This is a genomic window from Escherichia sp. KCJ4928, assembly GCF_004352695.1.
GTDB lineage: Bacteria > Pseudomonadota > Gammaproteobacteria > Enterobacterales > Enterobacteriaceae > ECMA0423.
Genome location: NZ_SJWV01000703.1, coordinates 1 through 304 on the forward strand (window position 1 = coordinate 1; position 304 = coordinate 304).

1 protein-coding gene is annotated in these 304 nt (G+C 50.3%); it reads left to right on the plus strand.

The genetic code is table 11. The features are described 5' to 3' along the window. Nucleotides 1–63: 63 nt before the first annotated feature. On the plus strand, nt 64–304 hold a 241-nt coding region (locus tag E0D98_RS26340; protein ID WP_062867277.1), incomplete at its 3' end, for a TA system toxin CbtA family protein.

Below are 304 nucleotides of genomic sequence, written 5' to 3' on the forward strand. Positions count from 1 at the left end.
CCGCAACCACCTCATAACCCCGAAGCTCTCACCTTTAGCACTACCAGTTACAGAGAACTTAAGATGAAAACATTATCCGACACACATGTACGGGAGGTATCTCGCTGCCCGTCTCCCGTCACCATCTGGCAGACACTGCTCATCCGACTGCTGGACCAGCATTATGGCCTCACACTGAATGACACACCGTTTGCCGATGAACGTGTGATTGAGCAGCATATTGAAGCTGGCATTTCACTGTGCGATGCAGTGAACTTTCTTGTTGAAAAATACGCACTGGTGCGTACCGACCAGCCGGAATTCA